Genomic DNA, 14,628 nt, shown 5'->3' on the forward strand with positions numbered 1-14,628 from the left:
AAGAGTATTAAAATATTACCTGGATTAAAAATCAATCTGACGCATAAAGGCATCAGCAGTGCAAGCATTGGCAAACCCGGCGCTTCTTTAAATATTGGCAAAAAAGGCACCCGAACCAGCGTTGGTATTCCAGGCACAGGCCTATCCTATTCCAAGCACCAACCCTATAAAAAAAGAGCAGGCAACCAAAAAATTCCTGCTCAGGAACAACAACCACTCTATACATCACATACTGAGAAACCCAAATCGAATATCTGGATTTGGGTAATTTTTGGATTATTTTGTTTTATTGTCGGGGCTATTATTTTTTAGAATTAGCCGACCTTTGTACCCATAACATTTATTCCGCTAGGGGCTTTGCTGCACAAACCTATCTGTAAAGGCTTATCTAGCAATATAATTCTCAAATGAATAAGCCCGCACCTAAAACCTATCGCACAACCAATTGGTCTTCTTACAACCGAGCTTTGGTGAATCGAGGAAATATCTTGATCTGGTTTGACCCGACTACTCAATGGTATGCACAACCAAAAGGCAAACATGGTAGAAATCAAACTTATTCTGATGCGGCTATTCAATGCTGCCTTATGATCAAATCACTATTTCGACTCTCTTTACGCATGGTCACTGGCTTTGTTCAGAGCCTCATTAAACTTTGTAGATTAGATTGGACAGCGCCAGATTATTCGACTATTTGTAGAAGACAAAAGCATATTGATATTGCAATTCGCTATCAAAAAAGTCGTGATGGTCTCCACCTACTCGTCGACTCTACTGGCTTAAAGTTTTTAGGTGAAGGTGAATGGAAACGTAAGAAACATCAGCCTGAATATCGTCGCCAATGGTGTAAACTTCACATTGGTATAGATGCTGAAACGCTGCAAATACGGGCCGTTCAGCTCACGACAAACAATGTCAGTGATTCACAAGTACTCGAGGATTTACTTGATCAAATTCCACTTGATGAGCAGATTGATTCTGTATATACAGATGGTGCTTATGACACGAAACACTGCAGAAAAGTCATTTCAGATCGACAGGCACATGCGGTGATTCCGCCAAGAAAAAATGCGAAGCCCTGGAAAGACAAAAAGCTGAGATCTTTAGAAAGAAATGAATTGTTGAAAGCGGTTAAATGCCTAGGAAGAGCAATTTGGAAACAGTGGTCTGGGTATCATCGCCGAAGCTTGGTAGAAACCAAGATGCATTGCATCAAATTATTGGGAGATAAACTCAGTGCACGGAGTTTTCAAAGCCAGGTGAATGAGATTCATGCACGTGTGGCAGTATTAAATAAATTTATGGAATTAGGCCGAGCTCATACCCAAGTTGTCACTTAAATTTGAGTCGCTTAGGGTAGTTCTATTTTTTAAATCTTTGTGCAACAAAGCCTTGCATAAGTATAACTGAAAATAATACTTCTAAGTTGCCTATACGGCAGTGAACAACATGCTGGTCATTTGATCAAATGTCTGGGCTTTCTAAGCTGCCTATAATTCCATCAATTGATTGCGAACTGCTGCTATATATTAAACCTCTTGCGAAAGTGTGCTTTTACCTAATTTTTGAATCAGCTAAAATCTTATAAAATATAGCTTACGGCTGTTTAAACTTTGACTAATGCAAGGTCTACTCAAAATTAATAAAAAATCATGGAATATAAATAGTTAAGTTAAAAATAAGAGTAATTATGGGCAAGCAAAACAAAGGGCATCACTAGAAAAGCGTATAGCTCAAGCACAACAGCAAAAATCGGATGTAGGACTAAATATTATTGAAAAATTCGCTATTTATAATGGATAAAATCCAATAGAGTACTTATCATAACTTTATAGATATATTTAAAAAGAGGAAAAAATGTCACACGAAGCGCAAATTAGTAGAACTTCGCCAACTGCATTTTTGTTTTTAGTTGACCAATCAGGTTCTATGATGGACAAAATGTCATCCGGAAGAACTAAAGCTGAATTTGTATCTGATGTCCTTAATAAAACACTTATGGACTTAATTACAAGATGCTCTAAATCAGAAGGCATCAGAGATTATTTTGATATTGGTGTCTTAGGGTACGGTCATCAAGGTGTAACTAATGGATTTACTGGTGTTTTGGGCAATCAGGTTATGAATCCTATTTCATTACTTGAACAAAATCCTCTTAGAATCGAAGACCGTAAACGTAAGATGGATGATGGTGCTGGTGGAATATTAGAAGTTGCTGTTAAATTCCCAATGTGGTTTGAACCAACTGCTAATGGCGGTACTCCAATGCGTGCAGCACTAACTAAAGCCGCTGAAGTTTTGGCTGAATGGTGTGATGCCCATCCAGATAGTTATCCTCCAACAATCTTACATGTTACTGATGGTGAATCTAATGATGGTGATCCGGAAGAAATTGCGAATCATCTAAGTCAAATTGGTACAAATGATGGCTCTGTATTAATTTATAATTTGCATGTTAGTGCCCTAAGTAACTCTCCTATCATTTTACCTTCAAGCGAACATGTTTTACCTGATGCCTATTCTAAAATGTTATTTAGAATGTCTAGTGAGTTACCTGCTCATTTAGTAGGTTATGCCCAAGATAAAGGCTTTAAAGTAAGTGGTGAATCAAGAGGCTTTATTTTTAATGCTGAAGCTTCTGATATCGTAGACTTCTTTGATATTGGTACAAGAGCCTCTCAGCTGCGATAATGAAAGTTGTTTTCCAAGGTACTCATCCAAAAGAAATTGGGGAAGAGAAAGCAAATGAAGATTCATTTGCTTTCTCAAATGATTTAACCAAATTCATTCTATGTGATGGAGCTAGCGAATCTTATAACTCCCAATTATGGGCAAAAATTATTTGTGACTCTTTTGTTGAGAGTGATGATATAAACGATGATTGGTTAAATAATGCAGCTAAAAAATATGTATTAGAACATGATTTTAATAATATGAGTTGGTCCCAATTGTCTGCCTATCAACGTGGGAGCTTTTCTACATTTGCAAGTATCAATCTAGATTTTGTTAATAAAAAAATTATCACTAGATTATTTGGGGACAGCTTTATATTTTTTTTCAAAAAAAATGATGGCAAGTATACATATCACCAAACATTTGATATTCCTGATTTTCATGCAAATCCCACACTAATTTCTACGAAAATTGAATTAAATAGTTCTATCGACTTCAGTAAAGAAAATAGCAATCATTATTTGGAAATACCAATTTTATCGAATGATGAGTCAATAGTAGCTATCTGTGCAACAGATGCATTGGCAGATTGGTTTTGTCGTACTATGACAGTTATTGATCATAACAAGTTGGTTAACATCTTTCTCACCATTAATGAAAGAAAATTTAATAGATTAGTAAGATTTAGTCGTAGTAGAGGGAGTCTAAAAGTAGATGACACCACTTTAGTGATTTTAGAGATATAAGTATACGATCATGAGTTATCCATCTTTTGAAAAATACAATGAAGCATTTCAGCTTCATAGTAAATTATTAACTGATAGTGAACTAGCAAAAGGTAACGTTAAAAAGACAGGACTCGGTGTACCTTTAGCTATTAGTGGTGGATTTGCTTTAACTTATACAATTGAATGCGGTTCAAAAAAATATGCCGTAAGGTGTTTTCATAAAGAATCAAAATCTTTAGAACAACGTTATTTAGAAATTTCTAAAAAATTAAAAAACCTGTCTTCTGCATTTTTCTTGGATTTTGAATTCCAGCCTAAAGGAATCATGGTAGATGGCAATCCATATCCAATCATTAAAATGGCATGGGCTGTAGGAACTACCCTTGGTGAGTTTCTTGAAGATAATTATGATAAACCTTCCTATATAACTAATTTATCAAATGCTTTAGTAAAGTTATCAGAATATTTAGAGAGTAATTCAATTGCTCATGGTGATATACAAACCGGAAACTTAATGATTTCTAATTCTGGATCTTCAATCCAGTTGATTGATTATGATGGTATGTATATTGATTCCATAGCAAGTTTAGGTAGTTCTGAATTAGGACATATTAACTTTCAACATCCTTATCGAGCTAAGTTAAACCCATATAACAGTAAACTTGATAGATTTTCATTGATATTACTTTGGCTAGCATGTAAAGCACTGGCAACTGATTCCACTATTTGGGACAAAACAAAGTCAGATCAAGATTCTATTGTATTTCGTTCAACAGATTTTTCTAATCCTAATGCCTCCCAAACATTTGCACTATTAAGCACATATCCAACTTTAAAAGATCATGTTAAAAACTTTGCTGCAATATGTAATCTCACTAAATTAGAAACGATTCCAAGTTTAAGTGACTTCATTGCTGGTCTAAATATACCTAATTTAAGTAATGTTCATATTGTATCTAAAAATGTTAGCCGCGCTGTAGTTGTTAATGAATACATAAGTCCATATCCAGTTATTTCAGCAATGGATTACAACGCCTGTCTCCAACAAATTGGTAACCAAGTTGAAGTGGTTGGTAAGATTACCGATGTGACTCAGAATATTACTCGATATGGTAAGCCATATGTATTTATTAATTTTGGAGATTGGAAAGGAAATATATTCAAAATCACAATTTGGAGTGAAGGCTTAGATGCTATTCTAGATAAGCCGGATAGTTCTTGGATTGGTAAATGGGTAAGTATCAAGGGCTTAATGGAAGCACCATATAAGAGTAAAAAATATAAATATTCCCATATATCAATCACTGTCTCAAAGAAAGGTCAATTATTTACAATTGATGAGACTGAAGCGAAGAAACGATTAGCTTATAAAAAACAATCTAGTACAATAAGTAATTCATCAATAAGAGTATCTAATAAAGATATTCTAGCTCAAATAACAGGGCAACCATATTCTGTGCAAAATACTCAACCTATAAGCACAAATTCTACAAATGCAGCTAAATCTTCTAATCAAGCAATTTTGAGTAAAATACATTCTACAACTAGTAATACTATAAATACTTCCTCTAATAACGCTATAAATAGTTCAAATCGGAAACCAATTACAACTGCTAATAATCAGAAAATTACTACTAACTCCCAAGTATCAATACCTACAAATAATTCTTCTCAAAATAAAGTTAGGAAGGGATTTAATGGTGAACAAGTAATTACTTGGGTGATCTTGATTGTAATTATTTTAGTGGCATTGAAGGCTTGCAGTTGAAATTTAAGGCAATAGACCTTTTGCGGGTGGTGTTTCAAAAAGTATGCTGGCGTTAAACAAATCCGTTATTAAGGTGGCTTTGTTGCACAAAGATTTGAAATGCAAAGCGCCCCTAATTGAGCCAAATTTAAGGCGTAACTTGGGTAAGTGGTCGACCTAATTCCGTAAATCTGTTAAGGACTGCTACACGTGCATGGATCTCATTCACTTGGCTATCAAAACTCCTTGCACTGAGCTTATCTCCTAATAATTTGATGCAATGCATCTTAGTTTCAACGGCTGCGTCGGAGTAGGTTTGATTTCGCCCTTGTTTGCCTTTTGATGGCGCATACCATTGCGTAGCAGGATCAAACCAAATGGCAATATTTCCGCGACTCATGAGTGCTCGGTTATATGCGGGCCAATTGGTTGTGCGGTAGATTTTGTGTGTAGGCTTCTTCATTTGAAAATTATATCGCTGAAAAAGCCTTTACAGATAGGTTTGTGCAACAAAGCCATTTCACCCTGAAAATGCCGACCATGGAAGGGATTCATATGCTGCACCTTTAGCTAAAAGAGGATTCAGCTTACCATTAGTGGTTATTTGCAACAGTGCCCTTTTTCTTATGCACGTGGCATGTTCCCTCAGGTTTGATTTAAACCTTCTGCAGTAGAAGTTGAACCTCAACAGCTTGGGCTGCAAATAATTTTTAGCTCAAGTTTGATTGCTCTAAGTAATCTATAACCACCTTCTGGTGAGATAGATATTCAGAACACAATCCGACGAATGGAGTTGTTTTTTTCCACTGCTGTTTTACCATCTTGATTATGTTACACAATCAAGATGAACAAGTAAAATGGATGAATTTCAGCATGGTGGTGCCCGTGAAGGTGCTGGTCGCAAACCAGTTCATGAAGGCCCAACCAAAGTGATCCGGGTTCCCGAAGCCCGTGTACTGGAGATCAGGCAGTATCTGGATCAGATAAAAAAACCAGCCCGCAATGATGTTGCTTCGATTACTCCGGTTGAAGCCAGAACACATTATGAGATTCCGGTTGCCTTGCAAAAGGTGGCTGCAGGTTTCCCTTCCCCAGCCCAAGACTATATCGACAAGACCCTGGATCTGAACGAGTTCCTGATCCAGAACCAGCAGGCTACCTTTATCGTTGAGGTGGAATCGCTTTCCATGCGCGATGCCGGGATTGATCTGAAGGACAAGCTGATCGTGGACCGCAGTATTGAGCCCAAGCATGGTGATATTGTTCTGGCCCTGATCGACAATGATTTCACCATCAAACGACTGATGATTGAAGGCGACAAACGCTGGTTACAGGCGGAAAACCCGGATTATGCGGATATCCATTTGAAAGACGGTCAGACCCTGCTGATCTGGGGTGTAGTCACCAGTGTCATCAAGAAGTTCAGATGAACAGCCCCGAGCGGATTTATGCCCTGATCGACATCAACAACTGTTATGTCAGTTGTGAACGGGTGTTTAATCCCAGCCTGAATCACCGTCCAGTGATTGTGCTGAGCAATAATGATGGTTGTGCAGTGGCCCGCAGTAATGAGGCCAAAGCCCTGGGCATCAAGATGGGTGTTCCGTTGTTTCAGGTTCAGGACATTGTCCGGCAGCATCAAGTGGTGGTGCTGTCGAGCAACTATGCCCTGTATGCGGAAATGTCAAATCGCTTCCATTCGATTTTGGCCGGTTATGTGGCTCCGCATGAACAGGAAATCTATTCGATTGATGAATGTTTTCTGGATTTAACCAGTTATGCACAGCATTTTGACTTGACCCGCTATGCCAGAGAGATGAAACAGCGGATCTGGGACTGGATCGGGTTGCCGGTATCCATCGGGATTGGTCGCAGCAAGACCGAAGCCAAGCTAGCCAATCACCTTGCCAAGAAATGGCCTGGCTTTGCAGGCGTATGCAATGTGCTGGAGCTGGATTATCTGGATCAGGAAACGCTGTATGCTGGAATTGAGGTGGGTGAAGTCTGGGGTGTGGGACGTAAGCTGGTCAAAAAGCTGAACCAGATGGGCATCCATTCGGTACTGGATCTGGCCATGCAGGATGCGCATCGCATGGGAAGTTTGTTTTCAGTGCTGATGCAGCGCACGGTGCTGGAATTACAGGGCATCTCCTGTTTGCAACTGGAGGATGCTCCTGCACCCAAGCAGCAGATTGTGGCTAGCCGCTCCTTTGGAGAACGGATTACTGAGCTGGATGATCTGAAAGAAGCCATGGGTAAGTATGTGCAAGATGCAGTCATGCGCTTGCGTGCGGATGCCTCGCTGTGTGGCTGTATCATTGCTTTTGTGCAATCCAATCCCTTTGATCAAAACACAGCGTATTACAGCAAATCGTTGGCCTTTGAATTCCCGGAACCCACGGACTGTGTACTTGATCTGATTCATGCTGCGATGCAGTTACTGCAAGGCATCTATAAGCCAGAGGTAAAGTATAAAAAATGTGGGGTGATTCTGACCGGTCTGGTCAGCAAGACCCGCTATGTGCCTGATCTGCTTACAGACCATCGCCAGCGTGAAAGCAACGAACAGCTGATGCAGGCTTTAGAAGCCGTGCAAGCCAGATATGGCAAGACTAAACTGGCAGTGGGATCGTGTTATTTACCACAGCGGAAATGGTCGATGAACCGGACACATCTGACCCAGAACTATTTCAGCTGGCAGGGATTATTGAAAATTACCCATTAAGCCAACACCCCTTTTTAGGTTAAACAGGTGACAATTAACAACCGGACATCTATCCAGCCCCCCTATTGCGGACGGATCGCTGCTGGGAAGATACTCATATCGCTATGGTAAAACATTGAGCTCATCATATTGCAAGCAACTCAGGAGGCTTAAATCGCATGGCTAAAACAACAAAGGACGAAATCCCTGTAGAAGAATCAGCTCAAGCCAGTGAAGTTTCTGACAAAGTAACGGAAGCTAGAGCGTTATTGGGCAAGCAAATGTCCGCAAACCTGATTACGATCGCAGAACTGACCCATACCCCGATTCCACACATGCAGGTAGATGAACACGGGGTTTTTCACGAGATTCAAAACACTGATAGGTAGACCGGCATGGATTGCAGTAACGGACGGTATTCTCCTGTTCAATCGGTCGAGTGCTCAGATCCGGTTTGATCGTTATCGTTAAGTCCATATTTTTGTACCTAACACATGGTTTTATACAGTTAAGTACAGGAATACGTACTGAACAGACAAAGCGTTTTTATGGTCCTTAGGCTTTTTTTCTATTCCTTAAAGGTGTCATTGAGCGCCTGCTGAACCGCCTCAATCCTTGATTTGCAGGCTTTGTAGGCGGTCATGGATTCTTCAACGATCGCCATCAGGTTATCAATATCCGGTTCTTCCTGCGATTCCAGCAGTTCGGCATTCTTCTTCAGAATCTCGTAGCCCTGTTTGAAACTGAGTTCTTCATTGTTCATGTGTATTTACCTGTGTCACGGTGGCATCAATCATGCCATCCTGGAGTTCGATCTGGAGTTGCTGGCCAGTGATTTGTTGCACTGAGCGGATGGCTTTGCCCTGACTGCGGACAATCGCATAGCCTTTAGCCATCACGTTTCGTGGGTTCTGTAGCAAGGTTTCCCGCATCAGGGATTCGGTCTGCTGTACAGCCTGCCGCAGCTGTTGCTGGGCAAAATACTGGGTATCGCTTTTCAGCAGATCAACTCTACGCTGCGCATCATTGAGCTGGCTTTGTGCCAGGGTTTGGATGGTTTTCAGATACTGGTCATTCTGGCTTTGATAGGCGGTCAGCTGATGCTGGGACAGCAGTTTGATGGTTTGCAGCGCAGTACTGGCTTCATTGACCCGTTCGACAATCAGGTTACGGATCCCGGCGATGACTTTACTTGGGGTATCAAAGGAGCGATGCGCGATTTCATCCAGAATGGTGCGGTCTTTCTCGTGGCCAATGCCCACCCAGATCGGCACTGTTCTTTTACACAACAGTGCAGCCAGATCATAGTCGTTCAGGTACGCCAGATCATTCACTGCTCCACCCCCACGGATGATCACAATTAGGTCGGGAGCGGTCTGGTAATCTTGAGCCCACTGCCTGAGTGCACTGGCCAGAGCCTGCATGATGCTGGTTGGGGCAGTATTGCCCTGGAAGGTGGCTGAATGATAAACGAAGTGGCAGACACCCGCCTGAGCCAGGGCATCGGCATCTTTTTTAAAGTCTCCCAGCCCGGCGGCATTTTCCGGGGCGATGACCAGTACGTTCTGCAAATCAAAAGGTGCCGGTAGCTGTTTGTTGTTATTGAGCAGGCCTTCCTGGGTCAGGCGCTGCAGGATCTGCTGATAGCGTTTGGCAATGTCACCTAAGGTGAAGCTGGAGTCGATATCTTCAATATTGACGGAGAAACCATATTGCGGATCAAATTTGGCTTTGACCTTGATCAGGACATTCAAGTCTCTGGACAGTTCAATGCCGCTTTCCCGTTCAAACCTTAACACGATTTTTTGTGCGGTGAATTTCCACAGGGTGCCTTTACAGCTGGCAATCACTTTATGGCTGTCTTCATCTTTCTCTGCCAGTTCCAGATAGTAATGCCCGCCTTTGATGCTGAGATTACGGATCTCGGCTTTGACCCATACCGCTTCATCGAAAGTCAGCTGGATGACTTCCTGTACGGTGGTCAGGTATTCACTGAGACTGAGTTGGGTTTCTGACATGAAAGAAAATACGGAATGCGGTCATTTGATCCTACAAAATAACAGCTTTCATTTCAAAGCATAGAATTGTTTGGAAAATCTGGAGCATTGCCATGTATGTCCACAATGTGCTGAAAGCCTCTCATCAAGATTTGACTATTTTGCGCTGAGGATAAACGGGTCAGACTCCAATTTTTATCCAGTAAGCTTATCAAGTGCTCTCATTTCGCATGTTCTTTATAGTACTGGTTTTTCCGTTTGGAATTGTGCTTCCAACTTTTGGAAAATTTATAGACATAAGTCGGGAAATCATCCCAAATATAGGGCAAACCACTACCACGGGCAACACGTATTTTGAGCGGATAGTCTTTATATTCAATGCAATGCATGAAATAAAAACTTCTTTCTTGTTGCGTACTGAACTTTTTAAAATAAACACTTCTCAGATTAGGATATTTTTTCCAAAAATAATCATGAGGATGTGCTTTGATAGACTGTTGGTACTGATATTTCAGTTTTTTCATGATTCCTCCTAGGTAACATTACCTAGAAGGGATCCTGTGCAAAGTAATTCATCATAGTTAATCTCTTTGTCTTTCTATAATTGAGTATTGATTTGATAACGTGTGTTACGTCCACCACCTTCTAATTTGACTATACATGCTTTTTCAAGCAAGTCAGATAAGTGGCGGGTAGCTGTTGCCTTACTGACTTTAGCAACCTTTTGATATTGTGAGGCACTAATGCCATGTTCAAAGCCATTTTCCCCGCCATCCAATAAACGGTTTAAAACCTTTCGTTGCCCTTCATGCAGGTCTAAACTAGAATATTTATGCCAAAACTGACTTTTAAATAAAGTTCGATTGATCCGCTTTAAGGTTGTTTCAAGGCTGTCATTCAAGGTATCTAAAAACCAGACCAGCCAATCTGTGATATTGGAATCATTTTTTTGGGTTTGCTCCAAGATGTCATAGTAACTTTTGCGTTTGTTTAATATCGCAGGAGATATGGCATACAAACGAATGCTCTGTTCATCCATTTGAGCCAGGGCAAGATCTGTCAGTGTACGTGTAATACGACCATTACCATCATCAAAAGGATGTAGCGTCACAAACCATAAATGAGTAATGCCTGCGCGTAAAAGGGGGTCAAGCAAGGAATCGGTCAGACTATGGTTAAACCACTCGATAAAGGCATTTAAGCGACTTTCTAGCCCCTCTCTAGGAGGAGCTTCAAAATGTACCGTAGGATAATCCAATCGACCTGAAACGACCTGCATAGGTTCTGAGCCTCTGAGTTGACCAATGCGTAAACGTTGCATTGTCCAATCCGGGTCATTGAAAAGCCAACGATGCCATTGCATGAGGCGTTCAACTGTGAGCGGTTGCTTCACATTGTTAAGCGCATCGAGCATGATATTCGCTAGACCTTCTGATCTGTCTGAGCTTGGATAAGGTTGTTCAAGAGTAACGCCCAAACGTCGAGCTAGAGATGATCGCAATGAAAAAACATTTAGAGTTTCATTTTCAATCGCTGATGAAGCAACTAGATTGGCAACTAGAGTATCTAAAGTAAATTGTTCTTTCGCTAAATCATGCTGACTTTGCCCAAGAAGAATTCCTATTTTTTGATGTATTTGTCTAGTTTTAGGCAGGATGATTTCATCTTGCCATGTGAAGTTTGTCCAGTTTTCTGTTTGCCAAATCCATTCCTGCATCTTCAATCTATAACTCGAATCGTTCCAAGATGAGTTAAATATAGCATATATTCGGCTCACAATATGAGCTGAATATAATGTTTAATTAGCTCATCTATTTGTCAGAATTTGCATCAGCCGACTTATTTTAAAGTCGAATTGTTGGTGTCTTTGTGGTTATTTTAAATTTTCAGAAAATCTGAAACTTTTAAAGCCAAAATTTCGTGTTCGTCTTGTGATTCCACAATATCAACCATAAGATCATCAAGCTCAGTATCATCTTTAATTGAAACACCTTGAATATTTTCTGATCCTTACTTCAGGTATGATGATATTGCTATCACTACATTTAAAAATCATTATGAAACACTTAGGATTTGTAGGAAAAAGTACAGTACATATTGGATATACCCATGTTGAAATTATTAACAGCGCTCTTCGACTGTCCTTCAACGTGCCCTTAAAGAATAATCCAGAGGGAGTCTTTAGAAAAATCGTAGAAAACAACTATGATTTATTGATATCGACTTCAGCAGAAATCTCATTTGAATTAGATAGCGAAACGATTACAAAGGCTGAAAACTTAATTAAAGAGCAAGGTATTGAGTTAGAAGAATTTATTCAGAATACGCTGATTGAATTTATCAATCAGAACCAATTAGATACCACTAACTAATTACCATAGTTAGACAATAAAAAACCCCGACATATCGGGGTTTTTCGTGTTTGGCTGCTAGGTAGGCTGCTGTTCTACCTCACGTCCTGGTGCTTGAACTTATCATTATTGTTGTATGTTTCGGAACTTCCTGTTCCTGTATGACTTCATCATAAGCAAAAAACTACAGATCCCCTAGCCGCAAAATCCCTAAATGTTTGTGCGCCAGGGCGTACAAATCTGGCTAAAAGTTGTCCCGGTTTTATCCGCAGAAATTGGGGATAATTTTTGCCATGGACACCTGATAGAATCAGGAAAAGCCGCAAAAAAAGACTATTTTTTAAACAAATTGATTGGCGAAAGATGCCAGGATCGAATAGAAAAAAGCCGACTTGTTTCCAAATCGACTTTTTGGGTTTGCGCCCCCGATTTTTTATATCATAAGTTATTGATAAATAATACTATTTTCCATAAATTTCGAATAATGCCCATTATGTTAAATAGAGATAAGACATACTCTAATTTTAGAGTTTTCTTTTAGGTATGATATAAAAATATACAAGCCTAACAGTTTAGTTTAAAGGTTAAAAATTGAATAAATTAACAAATATTTTTATGGCTTTAGGAGTTTGCCTTTCAATGGAAACATTTGCAGAACCTGTTTTTTCTAATGATTTATTAGCGAAAGCAGAAAATGGAGATACTTCTGCTCAGTTAGAATTAGCCGAGATTTATCTATATGGTCATGGTGTTGATTCAGATGAAAATCAAGCTGAAGTTTGGGCTCTTAAATCAGCAGAAAATGGAAATGTAGCAGCAATGTTTTGGTTAGCTGATGGATATGTTACCTATGCTAGATTAATGGAAGATGATGACAAAAACGATTCTTTAGAACATTTCCAAAAAGCTTTTAAGTGGTTTCAGAAAGCCTCAGAAAATGGCCATTCTGAATCAATGGTTGAGTTAGCTGATCTATATACTCGTGCAGATAGCGGAATAGAAGTTAATATTAATAAAGCTTTTGAACTTCGTGAAAAGGCTGCAAAGTTAGGTAATAAGAAAGCAATGCGAAGTCTTTCCGTTATGTATCGTGATGGTATAGGTATTCCTAAAAATACTGATTTAGCTCAAAGTTGGTGGGATAAGTCTGAAAATTAGTTTTAATATTTCCTAAAATTAACATAATACACCTTATGCGAAATAAATAAAATATTTGTTTTAAATCAACATCTTGCAAAATTTAAAAAAGCCCATTCACCCTCGAATGGGCTTTTTATGTGAATAATTATGTTCCACATTTTTCTGGGTTTACGAGCCTAAATTCTTACGATACTGAATGAAACCTGTATTGTCTGCCGACTGATCATATAAGATTTTTGCTAGCTAGATAGTTGGTTTCATGCAGAATCTCCTGCCTATATTTTAAGAGAAAACTTTACTTTTAGATCCTATTATTTTTAGGGAGGATTACCGGTGATGAACCTTAAGAAGCTATTTGTAAAGATCTTCACGTCTGATAGATGAGTTGGGTGACCTTATCTAGGATAGTCGAAATTATGATATAATTTAATTACTATCATACTCTTATATTTTATTTTAAAAATGAAAATAGGTAATTTTAAAGATAAGTTTGATTCAATATCTAATAAATCTGAAGTATCAATATTATTAGCAAATGGCTTTTCTCAAGCATGGAGTCATGAAATTTTTAATTATAAGTCTTTATTTGATAAAGCTGATTTTGGTACCAGAGATCTCGAAATTCGTCAGTTATTTACGGAATTCGATACCTATGATTTTGAAAAGATCATGAGAATATTAGAGTCAGCACAAAAGATATGTGAATTATATGATGTAGATAAAAATAAAATTATTGAAATACAAAGTGATCAAGAACAGTTGAAAAATTCTCTAGTTAAAGTTATTTCTGATACTCATCCCTTAACATCCAATTTTGTATCAACAAGCCAGTATGAAAAAGCAAGGCCATTCATTAAACAATTTTCTCAAGTGTTTACATTAAATTATGACTTATTGCTTTATTGGGTCATTAATAAAAAAGAAATATCTCCTACAGGATATTTTAGTAAGGACGGTTTTAGATACAATAGTTGGGAAAATACTAGCGATCAAAATGTTTTCTATCTACATGGAGGACTGCATTTATATGATAGTAAAGTGACTATTAACAAACATACATTTAAAGATCACTTAGGTAAGAGTATTGTTGATCATGTAAAAGAAAATCTAGCTGTTGGAAAATTTCCATTATTTGTATCAGAACCTAATTACGAAGCTAAACTTAGTAGAATTCAGCATAATCCATATTTGAACTCATGTTATAAAAAATTACTCTGTACACGACAAATTTCACAGAACCCTTATCCTATCAGGATTCTGCTTTCTTAAAATTGCCAAAATTTCCTTA

The 14,628-nt window shown here is 38.8% G+C and carries 16 protein-coding genes and 1 pseudogene; 11 read left to right on the forward strand and 6 right to left on the reverse strand.

Features of this window, described 5'->3' with window-relative positions; translation table 11 throughout:
- The 5 genes from HHA43_RS12410 to HHA43_RS12430 form a co-directional block, all read left to right on the forward strand.
- Positions 1 to 312, forward strand: a 312-nt coding sequence (locus HHA43_RS12410) for a DUF4236 domain-containing protein (protein WP_168542708.1), incomplete at its 5' end; no start/stop codon positions are given.
- Positions 313 to 407: 95 nt separating this feature from the next.
- The gene (locus HHA43_RS12415; RefSeq protein WP_156188717.1) at positions 408 to 1,340 is read left to right on the forward strand and encodes an IS5 family transposase; all 933 of its coding nucleotides are present in this window, start codon (positions 408 to 410) and stop codon (positions 1,338 to 1,340) included.
- Between the two features lie 517 nt (positions 1,341 to 1,857).
- Positions 1,858 to 2,691, forward strand: coding sequence for a vWA domain-containing protein (locus HHA43_RS12420; protein ID WP_156188716.1), 834 nt, complete (start codon positions 1,858 to 1,860; stop codon positions 2,689 to 2,691).
- Positions 2,691 to 3,419, forward strand: coding sequence for a hypothetical protein (locus tag HHA43_RS12425; protein WP_156188715.1), 729 nt, complete (start codon positions 2,691 to 2,693; stop codon positions 3,417 to 3,419). Before HHA43_RS12420 ends, HHA43_RS12425 begins: the two co-directional genes overlap by 1 nt.
- Before the next feature lie 10 nt (positions 3,420 to 3,429).
- Positions 3,430 to 5,169 (forward strand): protein kinase family protein, encoded by a 1,740-nt coding sequence (locus HHA43_RS12430; protein ID WP_156188714.1) that lies wholly within the window; start codon positions 3,430 to 3,432, stop codon positions 5,167 to 5,169.
- A gap of 127 nt (positions 5,170 to 5,296) precedes the next feature.
- On the opposite strand, the gene HHA43_RS12435 is transcribed toward HHA43_RS12430, so the two are convergent.
- A complete protein-coding gene (locus HHA43_RS12435; protein WP_168542710.1) occupies positions 5,297 to 5,611 on the reverse strand; it encodes a transposase in 315 nt (104 codons plus the stop codon).
- A gap of 394 nt (positions 5,612 to 6,005) precedes the next feature.
- Here HHA43_RS12435 and HHA43_RS12440 point away from each other — a divergent pair, with 394 nt between their 5' ends.
- From HHA43_RS12440 to HHA43_RS12450, 3 genes are all read left to right on the forward strand, one after another.
- A complete protein-coding gene (locus tag HHA43_RS12440; RefSeq protein WP_005180682.1) occupies positions 6,006 to 6,578 on the forward strand; it encodes a LexA family protein in 573 nt (190 codons plus the stop codon).
- Positions 6,575 to 7,873, forward strand: a complete 1,299-nt coding sequence (locus HHA43_RS12445) for a Y-family DNA polymerase (protein ID WP_016658936.1) — start codon at positions 6,575 to 6,577, stop codon at positions 7,871 to 7,873. Before HHA43_RS12440 ends, HHA43_RS12445 begins: the two co-directional genes overlap by 4 nt.
- A 158-nt stretch (positions 7,874 to 8,031) precedes the next feature.
- Positions 8,032 to 8,241, forward strand: a complete 210-nt coding sequence (locus tag HHA43_RS12450; RefSeq protein WP_168542712.1) for a hypothetical protein — start codon at positions 8,032 to 8,034, stop codon at positions 8,239 to 8,241.
- 179 nt (positions 8,242 to 8,420) lie between these two features.
- On the opposite strand, the gene xseB is transcribed toward HHA43_RS12450, so the two are convergent.
- The 5 genes and pseudogenes from xseB to HHA43_RS13320 form a co-directional block, all read right to left on the reverse strand.
- A complete protein-coding gene (gene xseB, locus HHA43_RS12455) occupies positions 8,421 to 8,615 on the reverse strand; it encodes an exodeoxyribonuclease VII small subunit (RefSeq protein WP_005180690.1) in 195 nt (64 codons plus the stop codon).
- Complete coding sequence (gene xseA / locus HHA43_RS12460) at positions 8,605 to 9,870, reverse strand: exodeoxyribonuclease VII large subunit (protein ID WP_168542714.1); 1,266 nt, start codon at positions 9,868 to 9,870, stop codon at positions 8,605 to 8,607. Before xseA ends, xseB begins: the two co-directional genes overlap by 11 nt.
- 200 nt (positions 9,871 to 10,070) lie before the next feature.
- On the reverse strand, positions 10,071 to 10,373 hold the full coding sequence (locus HHA43_RS12465) for a hypothetical protein (RefSeq protein WP_095706046.1): 303 nt from the start codon (positions 10,371 to 10,373) through the stop codon (positions 10,071 to 10,073).
- Positions 10,374 to 10,447: 74 nt separating this feature from the next.
- Positions 10,448 to 11,566 carry a Fic family protein gene (locus HHA43_RS12470; RefSeq protein ID WP_168542716.1) on the reverse strand — a complete coding sequence of 373 codons (1,119 nt, stop codon included), beginning with the start codon at positions 11,564 to 11,566 and terminating at the stop codon, positions 10,448 to 10,450.
- 161 nt (positions 11,567 to 11,727) lie between these two features.
- Positions 11,728 to 11,847, reverse strand: a pseudogene (locus tag HHA43_RS13320) (type II toxin-antitoxin system death-on-curing family toxin); the annotation flags it as partial.
- Here HHA43_RS13320 and HHA43_RS12480 point away from each other — a divergent pair.
- From HHA43_RS12480 to HHA43_RS12490, 3 genes are all read left to right on the forward strand, one after another.
- Positions 11,832 to 12,221, forward strand: a complete 390-nt coding sequence (locus tag HHA43_RS12480) for a hypothetical protein (protein ID WP_227524347.1) — start codon at positions 11,832 to 11,834, stop codon at positions 12,219 to 12,221. The pseudogene HHA43_RS13320 and the gene HHA43_RS12480 overlap by 16 nt on opposite strands.
- Positions 12,222 to 12,839: 618 nt before the next feature.
- Positions 12,840 to 13,358 carry a tetratricopeptide repeat protein gene (locus tag HHA43_RS12485; RefSeq protein WP_000447193.1) on the forward strand — a complete coding sequence of 173 codons (519 nt, stop codon included), beginning with the start codon at positions 12,840 to 12,842 and terminating at the stop codon, positions 13,356 to 13,358.
- A gap of 444 nt (positions 13,359 to 13,802) precedes the next feature.
- On the forward strand, positions 13,803 to 14,609 hold the full coding sequence (locus tag HHA43_RS12490; protein WP_168542718.1) for a DUF4917 family protein: 807 nt from the start codon (positions 13,803 to 13,805) through the stop codon (positions 14,607 to 14,609).
- Positions 14,610 to 14,628: the final 19 nt, after the last annotated feature.

The sequence above is a fragment of the Acinetobacter sp. A2 genome, assembly GCF_012371325.1.
Lineage (GTDB): Bacteria > Pseudomonadota > Gammaproteobacteria > Pseudomonadales > Moraxellaceae > Acinetobacter.